Below are 15,951 nucleotides of genomic sequence, written 5' to 3' on the forward strand. Positions count from 1 at the left end.
CAGTACATCCCTCACGAGGGACTGCCTCGCCCGAAGAGAGCCGGATTCACTGGAGTCAGAACAATCCCCCGACCATCTCAGACGAGGAGACCACATCATGACCGATACCGAGAGCACCGGCTGGAACGGCGGATTCAACGCGTTCGGCGACTTCGCCCCGGGCATGGTGCACTACACCGACCGGGTGCTGTTCGACGAGGTATGGGATCGGCCGGGGCTGAGCAAACGCGACCGCAGCCTCATCACCGTCGCGGCGCTCACGGCGATGGGCAAGGCCGAGCAGCTGAACTTCCACCTCGACTTCGCCCGCCGCAACGGGCTCACCGAGGACGAAATCAAAGAGGCGATCCTGCAACTCGCGTTCTACACCGGATGGCCGAACGGGATGAGCGCCATGACCGTCGCGAAGAAGATCTTCGCCACGCACGGGGAGGACTGACATGTACGGAGCCGTCATCCACGCCCCCGGCGACGTCCGCTACGAACACCGCGAAGACCCGCGCCTCCAGCAGCCCACAGACGCGATCATCCGATTGACGGCATCCTGCGTCTGCGGATCCGACCTGTGGGACTACCGCGGGATCAACCCGGTGACGCAACCAACGCCCATGGGCCATGAGTACGTCGGCATCGTCGAGCAGGTCGGCGCCGCCGTCCACAACGTCAAGGTCGGCGACTTCGTCGTGGGATCCTTCTTCGCGTCGGACAACACGTGCGAGATCTGCCAGGCCGGATACCAGTCCCGGTGCATGCATCTCGAGTTCGTGGGAGCAGGCGGCGCACAGTCCGAGCTCCTGCGGGTGCCGCTCGCCGACGGCACTCTGGTCGCAACCCCCGGGATGCCCGACCCGGACCTCGTCCCCTCACTGCTCGCCGCGTCCGACGTCCTCGGCACGGGATGGTTCGGTGCCGTCGCCGCCGAGGTCGGACCCGGCAAGACCGTCGCCGTCGTCGGGGACGGCGCCGTCGGGCTGCTCGCTGTTCTCGCCGCCGAACAGCTCGGCGCGAAGCGCATCATCGCCATGTCCCGACACGCATCCAGACAGAACCTCGCCCGGGAGTTCGGCGCGACCGACATCGTCGAAGAACGCGGAGATGCAGGTGTCGCCCGCATCAAAGAGCTCACCGGCGGCCTCGGTGCGCATTCCGTCATCGAAGCCGTCGGCACCCAGGAGTCCATGCTGCAGGCGATCCGGTCTACCCGCCCCGGCGGGCACGTCGGATTCGTCGGCGTCGCCCACGGCGTCGAGCTCCCAGGCGAAGAACTGTTCTACGCGGAAGTTCACCTGATGGGCGGCCCCGCCCCGGTGCGCCGATTCCTGCCCGACCTGATCGAACGGATCTGGCGGCGCGAGATCGACCCCGGCAAGGTGTTCGACCTGACCCTGCCACTCTCCCAGGCCGCCGAGGCATACCGGGCGATGGACGAGCGACGCGCGATCAAGGTCCTCCTCACCCCGGACGGTCCATGACCGCCCCCACCCTCCCGGCGCTGACATCCCCTCCCGCCGGGCACCCCGCGCGGCGCACCACCACCCTGGTGGCGGCGACGCTCGTCTTCTTCGTGATCACGCTGGATGCGGTGATCGTCAACGTCGCGCTCCCCCGCATCCAGACAGAACTCGGCGGCGGGATCTCCGGGATCCAATGGGTCGTCGACGGATACACGCTCATGTTCGCGGCCCTGCTGCTGTCTTCCGGCTCCCTCACCGACAGGTTCGGTGCGCGCCAGGTGCTCGCCGGGGGAACCGCGCTGTTCGTGGTCGCGTCCGTCGCCTGCGGACTCGCGCCCACCCTTCAGGTTCTGATCGCCGCCCGGATTGCGCAAGGCGTGGCCGCGGCTGCCATGATGCCGTCGTCGATGGCGCTTCTCAACCATGCGTTCGACGATGCGCGCCGCCGCGCGCGTGCGATCGCTGTCTGGGCGATGGGAGGCGCAGTCGCCTCCTCTGCCGGTCCGGTGCTCGGCGGTCTGCTGACGCTGCTCAGCTGGCGTCTCATCTTCCTCGTGAATCTTCCGGTCGGCATGGTGGCCGTGATCCTCATCCTCCGCAGCGTCGAGACCAGCACGCACTCCGCCCCGTTCGACTGGGCAGGCCAGGCCACCGGAATCCTCGCGATGGGCGGGCTCACCTACGGCGTCATCGAAGGCGGGCAGGCCGGTTTCACGGCACCACAGGTGATTGTCGCGCTCACCATCGCCCTGGTCGCCGGTGTCGGGTTCGTGCTGTGGCAGCGCCGGGCGCAACATCCGATGATCCCGCACGGCCTGTTCCGGGACCGCAACACACTGATCCCCATGCTCATCGGATTCGGGTTCATGATCGGCTATTACGGTCTGCCTTTCGTGATGAGTCTCGCTCTCCAACAAGAACGCGGACTCACCCCGCTCAGCACGGGCCTGGTGTTTCTCCCGATGATGCTGACAGGACTGGTGCTCACCCCGTTCACGCCGTGGATCATCGAACGGGTCGGCGGCAAACGGCTGGTGGTCGTCGGGTTAACCCTGATGACGGCGGGGCTCGTATCGATCGCGCTGCTGCCGCCCGCGACCCCGTTCTGGGCCATCGCCGCGCTCATGATGCTCACCGGGATCGGAGGACCGTTCGTCATGCCGCCGACCACCGGCATCCTGCTCGGAAGCGTGCCCGCACAACGCGGCGGCGTGGCATCGGGCGTGTTCAACACCAGCCGACAAGTCGGCGGAGCACTCGCAGTCGCGGTGTTCGGAGTTCTCCTGTCCAGCAACACGTACACCGCGGGCGTTACAGCGAGCATGCTCATCGCCGGCGCGATCACAGCCGCCACCACCATCGCCGCGCTCCAGTTGAAGCGATAGTGGCGCAGATCATCTGCAGGCGATCCAACCGGAAAGAGTCGAACCGTGTCGACCACGATCCCCACTTGCCATCGAGTGGAACCTCGCCGCTGACCCCGAGCAAGGCACCCCGGAATCCAGAGTCGAGAACGTCCGCTTCAGTTTCGCCGTCAACGACCGGCGACTGAACGAGAACACCGGCCACTGGGAAGATGCCGGCACGGTGACCCCGTCACCGCAGACCAAAGCTGCCGCCGCGATCGGGCGATGACGATGGCTTCGTTGCTGCTGCGACCTCGGGTCATTCCGACGTACAGTCCGGCAGCGTCGACCCCGAGGCCGCCGACCGCGGCGTCGGTCGTTCACCTTGAATGCCGTGGACAGTGGAGGGCTCACGCAGCAGACCGCCGTCGCAATCGGCGGGTATCGCACCCAAGGCCGCACGGCGGAGGACGCTCTCGAACTGGCGCGCAGCGCACGCGCTCTGCAGGACGCGGGATCCTTTGTCCTCGTGTTCGAGCGATCCCGTCATGTGACTGACGTCATCATGCCCGCGCTCGATATCCCGGGCATCGGCATCGCCGCCGGCGCCGACAGGCAGGTGCTCGTCTTCCACGACCTCCTCGGCATCTGGGACGGCTCACCCGCACGCTTCGTCAAGCGGTGCGCCGGGGTGTGCTCCGACATGATCGCTGAGGTTTCTGCCTTCGCTGCCGACGTTCGAGACAGCACCTATCCCGCACAGGTGCGCAGCTACGCGACGACCCCCGACGAGGTAGCGCGGCTGCGCACACTGCTCGTCCCTGAGCGCGAGACGAAACGGCGAGGCGACGCATGATGTGGCGCCGCCTCAGCATGAGCGATCTCACCTGCCCCGACGGCGGTCTCGGACGTGTGGGTCGTATGGTCGGGTCCGGGCCGCAAGGAACGTGACGGCCAGGGCAATAGCGGTGAGGCCCGCGCAGAAGAGGAAGACCGCGGAGAATCCGGCGGATGCGCTGGCGAGGGCGAAGATGCCGCCGGAGACGATCGCGCCGACTCGTCGCGTGTTCGTGAAAAGGCCGGAGGCGAGGCCGGGTTTGGGGATGATGTCGAGGAAGAGGGTGAGGCCGATCCCGGCGACGGCGGCGAAGAAGCAGGCGTTGAGCAGCTGCGCGGCGACCAGGGCGATCGGGTCGCGGACGATCGTCATGAGGAGGAAGTAGATCACGCCGACGGCAACACCGGACAGCAACAGGGGGATCTGGCCGAATTGGTCACTGAGGCGGCCGAGCAGCATGAGCGCGGGGATCTCCGCGAGAGCAGCGACGCCGAGCGCGATGCCGCCCCAGAGCGCGGGCGCGTGGAGGGAGTCGACGACGTACAGGGTCATCGCGGAGGTCGTGGTGGCGTTCGTCGCCTGCAGCAACACGAAGGCCGCGACGATCGCGATGACCCGCCCCCGCGAGAACGTTGCCGTCGACGGCGTGTCTCCCGTTGCCTCGCGTCGACTCGGCGTTTCGCTGGAATGGCGGAGTCCGATGACGGTTCCCAGGCCGGCGAGAGCGATGACGACGATGGCGAGCAAGACGCTGCGGATCCCAAGCCATCCCGCGAGGAGCATCGCGGCGGGTGGCCCAGCGACCCAGGCGAACGAGACCATCGCGCGCGTGTTCATGACGGCGCGATGGCCGGTCCCGACGGCGCGGAGGTAAGCGAAGAACAGCGATGACCCCACCGCGGCCGGACCGCCGAGGACGACGAGGCCGAGTATTGCGAGGGCGAGCGAGGTGCTGAACGCGAGCAACGCAGCGGTCGCCAGGGTGAGAACCCCGCACACCAGCATCCAACCCAGGTAGCTTCCACGCCGGTCGGCAAGCATCGGAATCAGGATCGCCGCTGCAAACCCGCTGGCGTTGTACAGCGCGAGGGCGAGTCCGATCTCGGCGTTCGAGGCTCCCAGCAGAGTGGAGAGCAGTAACGCGAGCGCCGTGTTCAGGAACGCGAACTGCAGACCCCACGCGAACGCCGACCCCTGGACGAAGACCGCCCGCACTTTGCGCGTTGGGTCTTCATCTGAGGTGGTGGATTCCACGTCAGAGCGCCTCGTTCGCCCGGCCGAGCAGGATCTCGTTAAGCACCAGGTGCCGGGGACGGGACAGCGCGAAGGCGCTGCCGGCGCGGGCGGTTCGACCGGCGACGGAGGAGATTTTGACGATGTCCGCGGGGTCGGCCAGGTTCGGTGCGTGTTCGCGGATCAGCTTCGGGGCGACGGGGGGTTCTCCTGACATGGAGCTTCCCCTTCCTAGGCGTTGTCGTCTTGATGGGCGCTCGGAGCGCTGACCTCGTCCACCGCTACCGGGGGTGGCGTGGCAGCGAGGCTGCCGAGGATCGCAATTCGTTCTTCGGTGAACGAGCCTGGCTGAGTGGTGTAGGCGTAGAGCATCCAGCCGGGAGTACCAGGCAGCTCCATGCCTTCGAACTCGAACTCGAGGTCCCCCACGTCGGGGTGGTGGAGGCGTTTGCTGCCTGAGCGGTGCGGCTTGACGTTGTGAGCCGCCCAGCGGACCCGGAAGGTATCGCTGCGCGTGACCAGCTCGCCGATCAGATCGGTGAGGTCTTTGTCATGCGGGTTCTTCCCCGCGTCGGTGCGCATGGACGCGACGATGCTGTCGGCGCCTTGCTCCCAGTCGGTGTAGAAGGTCCGCGACGCGGGGCTGAGGAAGGTGAACCGGGCGTTGTTGCGCTGGTTGGCCGGGTCTGAGAACACCGGTGAAAACAGGGCGTACCCGAGCGGGTTGGCCGCGACCATGTCCTTGCGTCGGTTCTGGATGACGGTCGGTGTGGCGGTGTTCGTGTCGAGGAATCGCTGGAGGCTGGGTCGAATCGTCGTGGGAGCTGCGGAACGAGGACGTCGACGGATGGGCTCCGGGCCTGCGGCGCGGGCGAGGTCGTGCAGGTGTTCGGTTTCTGCCTCGTCGAGGCGGAGGGCACGCGCGAGCGCGTCGAGCACTTCCGGGGACACACCGGCGAGGTTGCCGCGCTCCATCTTCGCGTAATAGTCGCTGCTCATTCCGGCGAGCATCGCCACCTCTTCGCGGCGGAGCCCTTGCACCCGCCGACGGCCGCCGCCGATGATGCCCGCCTGCTCGGGGGTCAGGCGATCACGGCGGGTGCGAAGGAACTCGCTCACTTCGTCCCTGTTGTCCATGCCGCCACGCTACGACGACCCGCGCAGTTCAGCGACTGACTGTCAGTACACGGTTAACCCGTCACTCCCTCACGCGAAGGATCGGCGTTGAACTGGATACGTGACAGCGACCATCCACACCCAGCCAACCGCTCCCAAGCCAACCTCAGGAAACCCCCAATCGGCAGCGCACCCACGAGCGGTGTTGGCGATCGTGCTGGTCAGCTACTTCATGATCGTGCTCGACAACTCCATCATCTTCACCGGGCTCCCCCAGATCCAGGAGGCGATGCAACTCACGCCTGCCGCTCTTTCGTGGGTCCAGGACGCGTACACGCTCGTCTTCGGCGGGCTGCTCCTGCTCGGTGCCCGCGCCGGTGACCTCCTCTGCCGTCGCCGAGTGTTCATGGTCGGCCTGGCGCTGTTCGGCCTCGCTTCCCTCCTTGTGGGCACAGCTCAGTCTGAGACGTGGATCATCGCAGCTCGTGCGTTCCAGGGCGTCGGTGCTGCGATCGTCGCCCCGTCGTCGCTGTCGCTGATCACCGCAACGTTTGCGCCGGGGCGAGAGCGGACCCGCGCGGTCGCGGCCTACGGCACCACCGCCGGGGTCGGCGCGAGTGTCGGTCTTGTCGTCGGCGGTGCCCTGGCGTCGCTTCTGAGCTGGCGCGTCGGGTTCTTCATCAACGTGCCGATCGCGATCACCATGATCGTCCTCGCGTCCCGCTTCCTTGCCCCTTCCCGGATCGTCCGGGGCCGCTTCGATGTGCTCGGCGCCATTACCTCCACCATCGGGATGGGTTCCCTCGTCTACGGAATCGTCGAGGGCGGCGATAACGGTTGGAGTGCCCCGGGCACCCTCATCCCGCTTGGGATCGGTGTGGTTGTACTCGGGGTCTTCGTGCTGAACGAATGGCGCGCCGCGCAGCCGATCATGCCCCTGCGGTTGTTTGCCAGCCGGAAACGCAGCGGTGCTGCGGCAACCCGACTGTTGTTCGCGGGAGCCGGGATCGGATTCTTCTTCTTCACGACCCAGTTCCTCCAGGGCGTCTACAAATGGACACCGCTGCAGACCGGCATCGCGTTCCTTCCCATGAGTCTGCTTCAGTTCGGTGTCTCGCTGTTCGTCGCCCGGCTCACTCGCCGCTTCGGGAACGGTTGGCTGGTCGCCGTCGGCATCGGTATCGTCCTCGCCGGGCTCATCTGGCTGGCCCAGATCACCCCCGACACCCCGTACCTTGTGGGGTTCGCCGGGCCACTGGCACTGTTCGGCATCGGACAGGGTCTCTGCTTCGGCCCGCTAACCGCCGCCGGCATCTCCGGCGCACCCGCCGAAGACGCGGGCGCCGCGTCGGGGCTGGTGAACACCGCCCACCAACTGGGCAGCACCCTCGGCGTCGCCGCACTCACCGCTGCCGGAGCCGGCGCCGCGACCCTCGCGGACCGGGTCGCGGACGCGTACACCGGAGCGGCCGTCATGGTCGGTGTCGCCCTGGTCTTGACCCTCGTCTTCATCCTTCCCGCCGACCTGGCAGCACGCCGGGCCGCCATCAACCTCCACTGAAAGGCAACAACTCATGCACACCGTCACCCTGAAGAACGGCGTCGAAATGCCGATCCTGGGCTTCGGCGTCTTCCAGGTCGACAACGACCCTACGCAGCAGGCCGTTGAAGCAGCCCTCGCCGCCGGCTACCGCTCGATCGACACCGCCGCCGCTTACAACAACGAGCAGGCCGTCGGCGCCGCGATCAAGGCCAGCGGCATCCCGCGCGAAGAACTGTTCATCACAACCAAGCTCTGGATCCAGGACCAGCCCGCCGAAGAGAACACCACCCGCGCGTTCGACCAGTCCGCGACCAAGCTCGGCCTCGACTACGTCGACCTCTATCTCATCCACCAGCCGTTCGGCGACTACTACGGCCAATGGCGGGCCATGCAGAAGCTCAACCGCGACGCCCGCGCCCGCGCGATCGGCGTGTCCAACTTCGCCCCCGACCAGCTGCTCGACCTCATCATCAATAACGAGACCGTCCCGGCCGTCAACCAGATCGAGACTCACCCGTTCCGGCAGAACGTCGACTACCAAGAGCTGATGAAGGGCGAAGGGGTTCAGATCGAGTCCTGGGGACCGTTCGCTGAAGGCAAGAACGGACTGTTCACCAACGACGCCCTGACCGCTATCGGAGACGCGCACGGCAAGTCCGTCGCGCAGGTCGTGCTGCGCTGGATGATCCAGCGCGGGGTCGTCGTCATCCCCAAGACCGTCAACCCGGACCGGATGGCGCAGAACATCGACGTGTTCGACTTCGAACTCAGCGACGACGAGATGGCTCGGATCGTCGAGCTCCACACTGGCGAGTCCCAGTTCTTCGACCACGCCGCCCCCGACATGGTTCGCTGGCTCAGCGCACGCCGTCTCGGCTGAAACCCCCGCCAGGGCGACCCCGCCGTCCGCAAAAGGAGCTTCCGGAAGGATGCTGCTCGCCAGCGGCGGGGGCAACCCGGCGGCTCATCCCCGGAGACACTGACTCATGACATCGAAGAGCTTCCGCCGCACGGCGATCGGGGCCGCCGCGTCCTTCGCCGTCATCTTGCCCCTGACCGCCTGCGCCAGCAGCAACGCTGCTGACGCGAGGTCGCCATCGCCTCAGCCCACCACCACACCTCGTGGCGGCGAGAGCCCGACCGGCACTCAGTACAGGGATGGCGTTTACACCGTCCGTGGCGTGTACGGGGGTGCGCCGTCGTACATCACCGTCACGCTGACGCTCACCGCGAACACGGTGAGCGACGTCAAGGCCGGCCTGATGCCCGACAACAACGACACGTCCCGCGGCTACCAGGAAAGGTTTGCCGCGGCAGTCGCCGACCGGGTCGAGGGAAAGCCCATCACCAGATTGAGCGTGAACAGGATCGCCGGTGCGAGCGGGTGCTCGGACGGCTTCAACGATGCGCTCAGGAAGATCCGAGACGAAGCGTCCATGCCGAACGACGTCGCATCGAAGTCGCTCGCGCCGTGACTGAACCGGGTGGACGGCTGGTCTATGGCACGCCAAAGACGCACACCCGTCGTTCCGTCCCGTACCCCGCGCTCCTATCACCAGTCATCGACTGGCAGCGCGCCGAACGTGCACCCGACGATCTGCTGTTCCGCTCCCCCGAGAACGAGCCGCTGCGCAACGCCAACTTCCGCCAGCGCGTCCTCGAGCCCGCCATCGAACGCATCCAGAGCGGCTACACGACGTCTGCGGGTGACCGCATCCCACCGGATCCCACGTTCCCCAGGATCACGCCGCACGACCTCCGCCACACCGCCGCATCTCTCGCGATCTCCGCCGGGGCGAATGTGAAGGCAGTGCAGCGGATGCTCGGACACGCCTCCGCGACGATGACACTCGACGTCTACGCCGACCTCTTCGCCGACGATCTCGAAGAGGTCTCCAATGCATTGGAGAGTGCGGCCGCGGCGAGCACTGGCGTCACATTCCCTGTGCCATACGGCCCTCCGGGCCTGTCGAGGTAGGCGACATGCACGCACCGCAGGCGAATCCCCGCCGGTAACGAACTGCGCGAGCTGCCAGTTATGGCTCACGCCGTGCTACGCCCGTCCATGCACACACCCCGATCCGCCGGTGTGCACGTCAACTGGTGTGGGGGATTTGTGGGGGGCGACCCTTTCGGCCGCCCTTCACCCTCGCCGCAAACGCAAGAAATCCCAGGCATGACCTGGGATTTCTTTCTGTGCCCCCGACAGGAATCGAACCTGCGACCTTTGGTACCGGAATCCGAATCGGCGGGTTTGGCTTCGGTTGATTTGGATGCGGTTGGGCCGATTTTCCGCGGAATCACGCGGATCTCAGGTGAAGTTGGATGGAGGCGACACGAGTTCGCCAGGCCTCGTTTCGAACCAGATGTGGGCAAATTTTGGGCACGCCCACGATGCTCTGACCGTCGGACCAACGGGAAGTATGCCTGTGGTTGCGTTGTCGTCAGTGGGCCGGTCATCTAGGTCATACGGCTCCTCGCGCATCGCTCTGGCGCGCGGACGTGGCCGGATTGATCGGAGCGCCGACAACAGTTGTGGGCAAGGGGCCGAGCCGCGAGCCAACGGGCCGAGATTTGCACCTGCTGGCGTCGGGCACACGGACCGAATGATTCGCGAAGGTTCTCCGCCGAGGCCGAATCGGATGCCGCGGCAATCGATAAGCCGCTGTCGGGGACCCATTCAGATCCGGACATCCTTGCCCGGTTCGGGGATGTGGGTTACGGGTCGCCGGCCGCGGCGGGACGGCAAGCGGTGTGGCATCCCTCGCTCACTGGGGATACGGCCTGGCAGCGTCTGGCGAGGTCAGGCCATGACGAACTGGTCGACCTGGCAAACCGGAGTTGGTCGAGCGTGCCGCCCAGATGCTGCTCTTAGAGGAATCAGAACAGGGCTCGTGGAGCCGCTAGTTCTAACCCTGCGTAGTTGCCTTGTAAGGCTTTCCGGTGATCGTTTCCGCACCGAGGGAGCACCCGGAGATGACCAGCTGGCCGAGCGTATCCGGGTGGGACGGCTCAGCGCGGCCCCGGTATCCGACAGGATTCGTTGCGGAACCGCGGACCATGATCCCGCTCGTCAGGAGACCTGGACAAAGTCACGCCGCACTTACCCACTTCGTGGTTGAATGTCCATAGAGGTGACGTGCAACCCATGGGTGGAGGACTGCTGGTGGTATCTGACGAGCCCGGCGTTGCGTCGGTGCTGGATCGCGAGAGCGACCTTGCCGACCTGATGAGTTCGACCGAGTCCGTTGAACTCGACGGCAATGGGTCTGCCTAGAGCCAATTCAGAGGGCGCAGCAGATCGCGACCCGCATCAATCATCGCCGCCTTGAGATCGTCGATCTGTTCAAGCGTCATGTCTTCTTCGATTCGCTCAGCAAGGCGGCTCTCACCTTGCCCACACAAAGTAACGACGCCCGTGGGCACAATTCCTGAAAACGTCCGTTTGCTGATCTCTCGTCGCACGTGTAGGTAGATGGGGATGCTTAGGAAGGTTGTCCATCGGGTCGGGCGAGGGACTTCGCCGCGAAGGTCCGACAGCGTATTTACCTGCGGCTTACCCATCAGAAGGGTGCACACCGACGCGTTCGTCGATGTCGATGAAATCTCCTCACGGCGAAGAAGATGATCCTCGATGAGGAAGGGTCCCGTTGAGTTCGCGAACAAGGTCAGTGTTCGATTCGCAGTCCCTGGACGCATCCGAACCCAGACTTCTAGTCTCAGTGATGCGTTCTCCCCATCCTTCTCCGGAATCCTCGTCACGATCTGATTCTTCAGCGCGTCTGCGAGGTACTGGTGCGCATCACCGGGAGCGCGATGATTCGAGCCCCAATCATTCGCCCATCTCTGGAGTCTGCGTTCATAGCTGAAGTCCGTTTTCGCTGCTCGATATTGTTTCTTCGTGCTCCGGTGCAGCCTAATTGCAATTCCGAGCTCGTGGACAAATTGTGCGGTCTGAGAGTGGCCCAGTGGGTGAAGTACCTTAACCCCTAGGTGTTGCCCGCGGTACGCCAGAATCCGCTTCGCGTCCTCTTCGGTGACGTGATGTTTCGCACCGTGTGAGGTGTATTCCGTTACCGGGCTTGGGTCCAACTGCGGCAAGTCCGGACGCACGAGAGCGAACCGGCCCTCGGCGCCCTGTGCAGTCCTTCCAAGCGCCTCGATGAGAGGCCCATCCGTCAGGCTTGCGCCGAGAACGAGAAGGGCTCGACCCCTGATCGTTTCTGTGATGTGGTCGGCGACCGCCGCGCGCGTGTCCGAATAGCTGCGCTCATCGAACACGATCGTACCCTCAGATGCACCGCCAGCGCGTGGGACCCGGCCGTGGAGGTACACGAGCCTTACCTTCGCGTCAGTCCGATGGGGCTCATGCGTTATGCGAGAGTGCCACGCCGTACTAAGTGGATCGTTGTCAGCCACGCATACTTCGAGCCCGGGCACGCTCTGACTTCCGCCAACTTCGGCAATCGTCCGAACGAGTCGTTCGTACACCCCGTCGAACTCTTCCTCAATGTACGTGTCGTAATTCGTAGTAAGGATGGTCAGACTGTGGACGCGGAGCACCCCGTTGATAGCGAGCCTAACGAGGTGCCGCAGCAGAAGGCCCTCACTCCACCCGTTATCCTCGTACAAGACCTGCTGCAACTTGGGGGTTAGAAAGTCTCTCGCGCTAAGGTGCCTACCTTCAGTGAAGAACTGCGAGATGATGGATGCCCGCTGGGGCTGGTCTTTGATCCCATTCAAGATCAGTTCCAGAGTCTTGTGGTCGCGCTCCCTGTTGCGACGATCTCGGTTCTTTGCCTCGTTGAACACGCCGTCGATCATCATTGGCCAAGAGAGGCCGGTCCTGTCGATTGATACCCCCGCACCACAGTAGACGACGATGTCGTCCGCAGCGGAAATTGCATCGATCGCGTCAAGTGTCGCAGCGTCACGCAGGAAGAAAGGAGTGTGTGTAACCATTGCGCTCTATTTAAGCGGCAGCCGCGCCCGGCGGTCAACAGTCGCTTACTGGCGAGCGCCGCCGCTGCAATCACGAAGCAGCCACCGCGCGGACGAGACGCGATCACCTTACGAACACCGACTGGCGCGCCCTGGCCTTGAGAGCCTGGAGCTGACTAACGAGCCCGGGGCGCCCCATGACTGTTGGGAGAGCGGTCAGCGTAGGGGCTACCGGGCCCCTTCCACGTGATGCTAAGTCCTCGCTCCTCCGCAATCGCCGTCGGATGGTCTCGCGGCAGCCCATGGGTCTTCCCCGCGAGGAGTCGTTGCTTCTGATCGTCTTCCCAGCGGTCGAGTTCTTCGATGATCGGTGATAGCGCGCGAAGGACGCCACACCGCTCGGCTGGTAGCCCGCATGAGCAGGTCCTGTCATCCTTGGATTTCAGGGTGTTGTGTCCCTGGTCGATCCTCCACAGGACTGCCATCGCGCGACTCCGGAGTCGATACGCGGCCTCGACCCTGTTGTGCTCTTGCCTGACGACGTCGGTTTCGATGGCATTGCGTAGGTCGCCGATTGGTGCCTGAAAGAACGCGTTGCTGATCGACTTGACCGCATCGGCTAGCCGGACCCTCGTTTCAGCGAGTTGAGCTTCGAGTGCCTCACGGGAATCCAGCATGTTGCTGATCCGAACTTCGTAGCTCTGTTGCATCTCGGTGGCGTGCCGCCGCCAGACTTGCAAGTGTTGGCGATCCCGTCGCTCCGGGTCGGACCAGTGCTTGGCGCATTCGGTGCAGATCTGCGGTCGTTTGTCCGTCTCCGAGACGCGTTGCGGAGCCGCCCGCAGGCAACAGCAGGCGCAGATTTCTCTCTCCACGAAAGGTCCCTTCTCTCGGGCGAATCGAGCATATGAGTATCCACAACAAGTTCGTCGCACCGACGCGCGCCACTCAGATAGTTCACAGCCGTCCACAAATGGGTGAGCGATTGCGGCGCAACACCTTCTGTCTATCGGATTGCGTCCTTCGACAACGAAAGGCAAGGATTCGTTCACGTTCGTGTCGCCGCGGGACGAGGCCAAGACCGACAGCGCGATGCTAACCTCGTCGGATGCATCCAAGAAGTTCACCTACTCCATCGGCGAACTATCCGACGGCGCCAGCGCTAATGGCGGCGCGACTACCGTGCGGATGAAGAAGTGGGCGTGATCGGGTAACGGCGCGAACCGGGACGAGAGCGTTGTCAGGAGGTCAAATCGGACGGGGCAGCGGACAGTGCGATGCTCGCGTCAACGGACGCGACCAACGAGTTCACCTGCGCGAACGGTGAACTGTCGTACAGTGCGAGCGCCCTCGGCACCACGACCACCATTCGGATAGAGAAGCAGTGAGCCCGAATCGCATCACGACTTGCGCTCTGAGCGTCGCAACCCATGGCATCAGTTGTTGGCGATCCATCCTTGTTCACCGGACTTGACGCAGGACATTGCCATACCGGACTCGGAGTCGGCGACCGTGACGTATGCGGTCCCATCCGGCGCATTCGGGACATAGCTGATCCGCATGTACGCGGGCAACACGACCGAGAGAGTGCCGCCGGGACCGCTGATCCTCCCGTCGTCGCTCACCGTGAGGGATTCCGGGAGCGCGCCGAGCTTGGTGCGGTAACCGTTGAGCCCGGTGCAGATTTTGTACGCGGTCACGACGAGATTGGCCTGCAGCTGATATGCCGGATCGACCGTGGTCGCGTCCGGAACTGATGGCACCACCCGCCCCGTTCGCGTTTCATACGCGTGATCCGGCGACGACCGCTGCGAGGAAGCGTACGGACCGGACGAGGTCATTGGCGTGGGCGATGCGGGCGAAGTTGGAGCCACATGAACGGCCATCGCACCGGCGAAGGCCGCCTGGGGTGGCTGCGGCATGGCGGGAAACTCGGCCGAGAGCACACCCCACACAAGCAAGCCCGTCGCCAAGATGCCAGATCCGATTCCAACCGATGCGATGACCCTGCCTCGCGCGAGACCGCGCCGACGTCGGGACAGGTGAGCAACACCGAAATAGACGGCTGTGAGACCCACCGTCGTCCACGCGAGATGCACCGGCGGGTTCGACCACACCGGCGCCAGGGTCAGCACGAGGGCGCCGACACCGAACAGCAACGAGAGGATCGTTCGCCCCGATGCATGTGACCGCGGTGCCGGGAAGTCCCGTGGATGGCTGTCGAATGACGGGGTCGAGTTCGACTCGGACCTCTCGTCCCAGTCGCCAGACGGACTCCAGTCCCGCGGGCCATTCCCCATCAGTTTCACCTCTTCATCCGAGCGCCCCAGCGAACTCGGTGCCCGCATGCTATCGGTCCAGCGACGCAACGTCACGCGACCGGACTGCTGCCGCTCAGCGGGTCCCGCTCGGTAACACGGGATGCGGCGCCCGATAGGATCCGGACTGCCGCCCTCCCAGCGAAAGGCGCCCGATGCGCGGGACGATGCTCAAGTCGAAGATCGACCGCGCGACCATCACCGCGAGCGACCTCAACTACGTTGGCTCGATCACGATCGACCCGGACCTGCTCGAGGCGGTGGATATCCTGCCCCACGAGCTCGTCCACGTCGTCGACGTGACCAACGGCAGCCGCTTCGAGACGTACACGATCCACGCCGCCCTGGGTCAGGCAGGATGCAGGTGAATGGAGCCGCTGCCCGTCTCGTACACGCCGCGACAGTAGCTCGCCTTCTCGTCGACGAGTGTGTCAGACGCTGACGACTTCCAGGCGCCGTGCGGGCTGTTCTCGGCGCAGCGCGACGGCGTAAAGCACCGTCCCCAGCAGGAAGAGGATGCCGTGCGCCACTCTGAGCGGCTGGTCAGCGAAGAACTGAGGGACGAGTAGGATCTCGGCCAGTCCGAGGACGATCGCTCCCCAGCGGCGGATGGTCATGGGCTCAGTCGCCCGCACCCCGAACACCGCGCCCACTCCGAGGGCCGCGGCGCCGAGGAGAAAGACCGTCAGGCCCGCACCGCCCCGCACGTCCGACGCAAGAGACACGAGGGATGCCGTGTCCTGTCCGCCCGCGGAGAGGGCAGCCTGCCCGAGCGCATGGAGCCCATACGCCTCGGCGCCGTAGAAGGGAAGGATGAGGCAGATCCCGAGCGTTTGGAGCAGCCAGGCGACGCGCGCCGCTCCGGCATGAGTGGGCGCCGTCGAATATGTGCCCGCCAGGGCGACGAGCGCGCACGAGAATGCGGCGACGGCGCTGAGATGCGCCACCAGCCACCAGGGCGACGCAAACGCGGCCGCGCCGGTCATCCCCCGTTCGTCCGAGAACGGCCGGATCGCGGGGTACGCGACGAAGAACGCGCCGGACAGGAACCAGAAGACGGCCGTGCTCCGTCGCGTCAAGATGTCGTGGCCTGCCATGTCTTTCCCTTTCACAGTGATGAACGATAGCTAATTGCATTAGCCATCGTTCACCATTCTAGGGG

The 15,951-nt window shown here is 65.0% G+C and carries 14 protein-coding genes and 1 pseudogene; 9 read left to right on the forward strand and 6 right to left on the reverse strand.

The window, feature by feature from the left end:
- Positions 1 to 97: 97 nt before the first annotated feature.
- From LK09_RS07645 to LK09_RS07660, 4 genes are all read left to right on the forward strand, one after another.
- On the forward strand, positions 98 to 439 hold the full coding sequence (locus LK09_RS07645) for a carboxymuconolactone decarboxylase family protein (protein ID WP_039397616.1): 342 nt from the start codon (positions 98 to 100) through the stop codon (positions 437 to 439).
- A gap of 1 nt (position 440) precedes the next feature.
- Entirely contained in the window at positions 441 to 1,472 is a 1,032-nt protein-coding gene (locus LK09_RS07650; protein ID WP_039397618.1) for a zinc-dependent alcohol dehydrogenase family protein, read from the forward strand.
- Positions 1,469 to 2,839: a DHA2 family efflux MFS transporter permease subunit gene (locus LK09_RS07655; RefSeq protein ID WP_082008102.1), complete on the forward strand. Its 1,371-nt coding sequence runs from the start codon at positions 1,469 to 1,471 to the stop codon at positions 2,837 to 2,839. The genes LK09_RS07650 and LK09_RS07655 overlap by 4 nt, the downstream gene beginning before the upstream one ends.
- Before the next feature lie 355 nt (positions 2,840 to 3,194).
- The gene (locus LK09_RS07660) at positions 3,195 to 3,656 is read left to right on the forward strand and encodes a 3-methyl-2-oxobutanoate hydroxymethyltransferase (protein ID WP_052226504.1); all 462 of its coding nucleotides are present in this window, start codon (positions 3,195 to 3,197) and stop codon (positions 3,654 to 3,656) included.
- Between the two features lie 27 nt (positions 3,657 to 3,683).
- Here the strand turns inward: LK09_RS07660 and LK09_RS07665 are convergent, their stop codons facing one another.
- The 3 genes from LK09_RS07665 to LK09_RS07675 are packed head-to-tail and all read right to left on the reverse strand — an operon-like array spanning position 3,684 to position 6,008.
- On the reverse strand, positions 3,684 to 4,892 hold the full coding sequence (locus LK09_RS07665; protein WP_082008104.1) for an MFS transporter: 1,209 nt from the start codon (positions 4,890 to 4,892) through the stop codon (positions 3,684 to 3,686).
- Position 4,893: 1 nt separating this feature from the next.
- Positions 4,894 to 5,088: a hypothetical protein gene (locus LK09_RS07670; RefSeq protein ID WP_039397622.1), complete on the reverse strand. Its 195-nt coding sequence runs from the start codon at positions 5,086 to 5,088 to the stop codon at positions 4,894 to 4,896.
- A gap of 14 nt (positions 5,089 to 5,102) precedes the next feature.
- Positions 5,103 to 6,008 carry a helix-turn-helix transcriptional regulator gene (locus LK09_RS07675; RefSeq protein ID WP_039397624.1) on the reverse strand — a complete coding sequence of 302 codons (906 nt, stop codon included), beginning with the start codon at positions 6,006 to 6,008 and terminating at the stop codon, positions 5,103 to 5,105.
- A gap of 181 nt (positions 6,009 to 6,189) precedes the next feature.
- Between LK09_RS07675 and LK09_RS07680 the strand changes: the two genes are divergently transcribed.
- The 4 genes from LK09_RS07680 to LK09_RS21950 all read left to right on the forward strand — a co-directional run bounded on the left by LK09_RS07680 (position 6,190) and on the right by LK09_RS21950 (position 9,508).
- Positions 6,190 to 7,548 carry an MFS transporter gene (locus tag LK09_RS07680; RefSeq protein WP_231562978.1) on the forward strand — a complete coding sequence of 453 codons (1,359 nt, stop codon included), beginning with the start codon at positions 6,190 to 6,192 and terminating at the stop codon, positions 7,546 to 7,548.
- 13 nt (positions 7,549 to 7,561) lie between these two features.
- Positions 7,562 to 8,410 carry an aldo/keto reductase gene (locus LK09_RS07685; RefSeq protein ID WP_039397626.1) on the forward strand — a complete coding sequence of 283 codons (849 nt, stop codon included), beginning with the start codon at positions 7,562 to 7,564 and terminating at the stop codon, positions 8,408 to 8,410.
- A 106-nt stretch (positions 8,411 to 8,516) separates the two neighbouring features.
- Complete coding sequence (locus tag LK09_RS21945; protein WP_231562979.1) at positions 8,517 to 9,005, forward strand: hypothetical protein; 489 nt, start codon at positions 8,517 to 8,519, stop codon at positions 9,003 to 9,005.
- A complete protein-coding gene (locus LK09_RS21950; RefSeq protein WP_052226506.1) occupies positions 9,002 to 9,508 on the forward strand; it encodes a tyrosine-type recombinase/integrase in 507 nt (168 codons plus the stop codon). Before LK09_RS21945 ends, LK09_RS21950 begins: the two co-directional genes overlap by 4 nt.
- A gap of 1,295 nt (positions 9,509 to 10,803) precedes the next feature.
- Here the strand turns inward: LK09_RS21950 and LK09_RS21105 are convergent.
- Positions 10,804 to 12,492 carry an SIR2 family protein gene (locus LK09_RS21105; RefSeq protein ID WP_082008106.1) on the reverse strand — a complete coding sequence of 563 codons (1,689 nt, stop codon included), beginning with the start codon at positions 12,490 to 12,492 and terminating at the stop codon, positions 10,804 to 10,806.
- Positions 12,493 to 13,907: 1,415 nt separating this feature from the next.
- On the reverse strand, positions 13,908 to 14,630 hold the full coding sequence (locus LK09_RS21415) for a hypothetical protein (RefSeq protein WP_156138675.1): 723 nt from the start codon (positions 14,628 to 14,630) through the stop codon (positions 13,908 to 13,910).
- Between the two features lie 314 nt (positions 14,631 to 14,944).
- Here LK09_RS21415 and LK09_RS07710 point away from each other — a divergent pair.
- Positions 14,945 to 15,207: pseudogene (locus tag LK09_RS07710) on the forward strand (aspartate 1-decarboxylase); the annotation flags it as partial.
- A gap of 13 nt (positions 15,208 to 15,220) precedes the next feature.
- Here LK09_RS07710 and LK09_RS20655 read toward each other — a convergent pair.
- Positions 15,221 to 15,886, reverse strand: coding sequence for a hypothetical protein (locus LK09_RS20655; RefSeq protein ID WP_052226507.1), 666 nt, complete (start codon positions 15,884 to 15,886; stop codon positions 15,221 to 15,223).
- Positions 15,887 to 15,951 lie beyond the last annotated feature (65 nt).

It is taken from the genome of Microbacterium mangrovi, assembly GCF_000802305.1.
In the GTDB taxonomy this organism is placed as follows: domain Bacteria; phylum Actinomycetota; class Actinomycetes; order Actinomycetales; family Microbacteriaceae; genus Microbacterium; species Microbacterium mangrovi.

What these genes read in the sequence shown, in the direction of transcription:
- LK09_RS21945 (WP_231562979.1), top strand. Translation starts at nt 8,517, where the DNA reads ATGACATCGAAGAGCTTCCGCCGCACGGCGATCGGGGCCGCCGCGTCC.
- LK09_RS21105 (WP_082008106.1), bottom strand. Translation starts at nt 12,492, where the DNA reads ATGGTTACACACACTCCTTTCTTCCTGCGTGACGCTGCGACACTTGAC.
- LK09_RS07675 (WP_039397624.1), bottom strand. Translation starts at nt 6,008, where the DNA reads ATGGACAACAGGGACGAAGTGAGCGAGTTCCTTCGCACCCGCCGTGAT.
- LK09_RS07650 (WP_039397618.1), top strand. Translation starts at nt 441, where the DNA reads ATGTACGGAGCCGTCATCCACGCCCCCGGCGACGTCCGCTACGAACAC.
- LK09_RS07670 (WP_039397622.1), bottom strand. Translation starts at nt 5,088, where the DNA reads ATGTCAGGAGAACCCCCCGTCGCCCCGAAGCTGATCCGCGAACACGCA.
- LK09_RS07655 (WP_082008102.1), top strand. Translation starts at nt 1,469, where the DNA reads ATGACCGCCCCCACCCTCCCGGCGCTGACATCCCCTCCCGCCGGGCAC.
- LK09_RS07645 (WP_039397616.1), top strand. Translation starts at nt 98, where the DNA reads ATGACCGATACCGAGAGCACCGGCTGGAACGGCGGATTCAACGCGTTC.
- LK09_RS20655 (WP_052226507.1), bottom strand. Translation starts at nt 15,886, where the DNA reads ATGGCAGGCCACGACATCTTGACGCGACGGAGCACGGCCGTCTTCTGG.
- LK09_RS07685 (WP_039397626.1), top strand. Translation starts at nt 7,562, where the DNA reads ATGCACACCGTCACCCTGAAGAACGGCGTCGAAATGCCGATCCTGGGC.